The 3,292-nt window shown below is 73.3% G+C and carries 3 protein-coding genes; 1 reads left to right on the top strand and 2 read right to left on the bottom strand.

What is annotated here, in order from left to right; genetic code table 11:
* Together HW445_RS23645 and HW445_RS23640 are read right to left on the bottom strand one after the other, a co-directional pair.
* Positions 1-292, bottom strand: a 292-nt coding sequence (locus tag HW445_RS23645) for a homocysteine S-methyltransferase family protein (RefSeq protein ID WP_180222967.1), incomplete at its 3' end; no start/stop codon positions are given.
* A gap of 10 nt (positions 293-302) precedes the next feature.
* Positions 303-1,541, bottom strand: a complete 1,239-nt coding sequence (locus tag HW445_RS23640) for a YihY/virulence factor BrkB family protein (protein ID WP_180222966.1) — start codon at positions 1,539-1,541, stop codon at positions 303-305.
* 124 nt (positions 1,542-1,665) lie between these two features.
* Here HW445_RS23640 and HW445_RS23635 point away from each other — a divergent pair.
* Positions 1,666-3,292, top strand: a 1,627-nt coding sequence (locus HW445_RS23635) for an acyl-CoA dehydrogenase family protein (RefSeq protein ID WP_180222965.1), incomplete at its 3' end; no start/stop codon positions are given.

Here is a 3,292-nt window from a genome sequence, read left to right as displayed (position 1 = left end):
CCGCGTCCCGCGCGCCGATCCCGCGGCGGGCGAACCCCTCGAAAGTGGCCTGGTAGCTCGCCGTGATCGCCACGTCCGCGCCGGCCTCGAAGTAGGCCAGGTGCGCCTCGGTGACCGCCTCCGGCCGCTCGGCGAGCAGCCGCGCCGACCACAGCTCGTCGCCCAGGTCGTGCCCGGTGGCCTCCAGCTGGTTCGACAGGCCGCCGTCCAGCACCAGCCCGCCCGGGGCGGAGGCGAGGGCGAGGGCGAGGGGAAAACGCGAGGTCGTGGAGGTGCTGCGGGCGCCGGTCATGCCACCGAGCCTACGGCTCGGGGTCGGTCAGCCCCTTCTTGGCGGCCTCGTTGTTGCGCACCGCCTCGGTGTCGTCCTTGACCGTCTCGTCCAGACCCTTGCCGTTCTTCACCGTGCCGTTCCGCGCGCCCCCGTTCTTCGCGGCGTGCCGGGCGTGGGCGCGCAGCAGGCGTCCGGTGACGTCCTCCGGCGGGAGGAAACGCGACCACCGCTCGGGGAACTCCGACGGCGTGTCCGGGTCGTCGTCGCCGCCCGGGGTCGTGGTGCGCGCGACGTACTCGACGATCTGCGCCTTGCGGATCCGCTCGTTGGCCTCACGCGCCGCGGCCGTCGCGGCGGCCGGCCAGACCCGGTCGATGGCCGCGTTGACCGCCGCGCCGACCAGCACCGCGAACGCCGACACGCCGATCCACAGCAGGATGGCGACCGGCGCCGCCAGCGAGCCGTAGATGGTGGGCCCCTCGATGGTGGAGGTCAGGTACAGCCGCAGCAGGGCACTGCCCACCACCCACATGCCGAGGGCGACCAGTGCCCCCGGGATGTCCTCCATCCACGGCGAACGCACCGGCACCGACACGTGGTACAGCGTCGTCAGGAAGATCACCGACAGCACCATGACGACCGGCCAGTACAGCAGCTGCACCAGCGTCTGGGACCACGGCAGGATCCGCGTCACCACGTCCGGACCGGCCACCATCAGCGGCAGTGCCACCGACCCGATCAGCAGCCCCACGATGAACAGCAGGAACGCCATCAGCCGCGTCCGCACGATGCCCCGCACCCCGTCCAGGCCGTACATCACCGTGATGGTGTCGACGAAGACGTTGACCGCGCGGGACCCGGACCACACGGCGAGCAGGAAGCCGAGCGAGATCACGTCGGGCCGGCCGCCGGAGGTGACGTCGTCCAGGATCGGCTGGGCGATCCCCGTGACACCCCGGTCGGTGAGGACCCTGCGGGAGGCCTCCAGGATGTTGTGCTCCACCCCCCGGATGGTCTCGGCGCCCGTCCAGGCGTCCACGTAGCCGAGCAGCCCGACCAGGCTCAGCAGCAGCGGTGGCACCGACAGCAGGGTGAAGAAGGCCGCCTCGGCGGCCAGACCGAGGATGCGGTACTCCATGCACGAGTTGACGGTGTCCTTCAGCAGGAGCCAGGCCGTCCGGCGCTTGGAGACGTTGCGGTAGAGGACGCGGGCCCGGTGGAGGCGGCCGCCGGAGGGCTCGTCGGTGTTTTCACTTGCTGCCTGCACGGGGTAAAGGTAACGGCAGCGCGGCGCGTCCCTGACATCCCGGGGCGGGCGTCGGCCCCGCTGAGCGGGCGAACCCGGCACCGAGCCCTGTGATCACGGTGCCCGGCACGGTAGGTTCCGGCCCATGCCGGCAACGCACTCCGTGACGAATCAGCCTCCGCCCCTGACCGGGTACGACGTGTACGGCGCGGACCGCGCGCTGACCGACGCCGTGGAACGCCACCTCGACCCAGAACTGCTCGACGAGGCCCGGCAGGAGCTCTCCGGGCTCGGCCGCAGCGCCGGATCCGCCCAGGTGCAGGACTGGGGGCGGCTGGCCAACGAGAACCCGCCCGTGCTGCGCACCCACGACCGCTACGGCCACCGCATCGACGAGGTCGAGTTCCACCCCTCCTGGCACCAGCTGATGCGCAAGGGCATCTCCGCGCAGCTCACCGCGGCGTGGTCCCGCCCCGGCGGGCACGTGCGGCGGGCCGCCGGATTCCTGGTGTGGTCGCAGGCCGAGGCCGGACACGGCTGCCCGCTGTCGATGACCCACGCCGCCGTGCCCGCGCTGCGCGCCGAACCGTCACTGGCCGCCGAGTGGGAGCCCCGCCTCACCTCCACCCTGTACGACCCGGCACTCGCCCCGGCCGCGGAGAAGCCGGGCGCCGTCTTCGGGATGGGCATGACGGAGAAGCAGGGCGGCTCCGACGTCCGCGCCAACACCACCGTCGCCCGGCCGCTGGCCGAGGACGGCGCCTACGAACTCACCGGCCACAAGTGGTTCTGCTCCGCGCCGATGTCCGACGGCTTCCTGGTGCTGGCCCAGGCCGGCGAGGGCCCCACCTGCTTCCTGCTGCCGCGCGTCCTCGCCGACGGCACCCGCAACGTCTTCCGCATCCAGCGGCTCAAGGACAAGCTCGGCAACCGCTCCAACGCCTCCGCCGAGGTCGAGTTCGACGGCACCTGGGCCCGCCGGGTCGGCGAGGAGGGCCGCGGGGTGCGCACCATCATCGAGATGGTCGCCGCCACCCGCCTCGACTGCGTGCTCGGATCCGCCGCCCTGATGCGGCAGGCCGTCGCCCAGGCCGTGCACCACGCCGGCCACCGCGAGGCGTTCGGCGGGCTGCTGATCGACAAGCCGCTGATGCGCAACGTGCTGGCCGACCTGGCGCTGGAGTCCGAGGCCGCCACCGCCCTCGCCATCCGGCTGGCGGCCGCCTACGACGCCGTCCAGGACCACGACGACGAACGCGAGCGGGCCCTGCTGCGCCTGGCCGTGCCGGCGGCCAAGTACTGGGTGACCAAGCGGTGCACGCCACTGGCGGCCGAGGCCGCCGAGTGCCTGGGCGGCAACGGCTACGTCGAGGAGTCCGGGATGCCGCGGCTGCTGCGCGAGTCGCCGCTCAACTCGGTCTGGGAGGGCGCCGGCAACGTGCAGGCGCTCGACGTGCTGCGCGCGCTGCGCCGGGAACCGGCCGCACTGGACGCCTTCCTGCGCGAGGTGGGGCAGGCCCGCGGCGCGGACCACCGGCTGGACGGGGCGATCAAGCAGCTGCTGACCGAGCTCGCGGACATGGAGGGCGCCGAGGCGCGGGCCCGCCGGGTGGTGGAGCGGATGGCGCTGGTCCTCCAGGGTTCCCTGCTGGTCCGCTTCGCCCCGCCGGCGGTCGCCGACCTGTTCTGCGCCTCCCGGCTGGGCGGCGACTGGGGCTCCGCGTTCGGCACCCTGCCGCACTCGCCGTACCTTGCCGACGTCGTCGAGCGGG

Source organism: Streptomyces sp. UH6, from assembly GCF_013421635.1.
Lineage (GTDB): Bacteria > Actinomycetota > Actinomycetes > Streptomycetales > Streptomycetaceae > Streptomyces > Streptomyces abyssomicinicus.
This window is presented reverse-complemented; position numbering and strand designations above follow the sequence as displayed.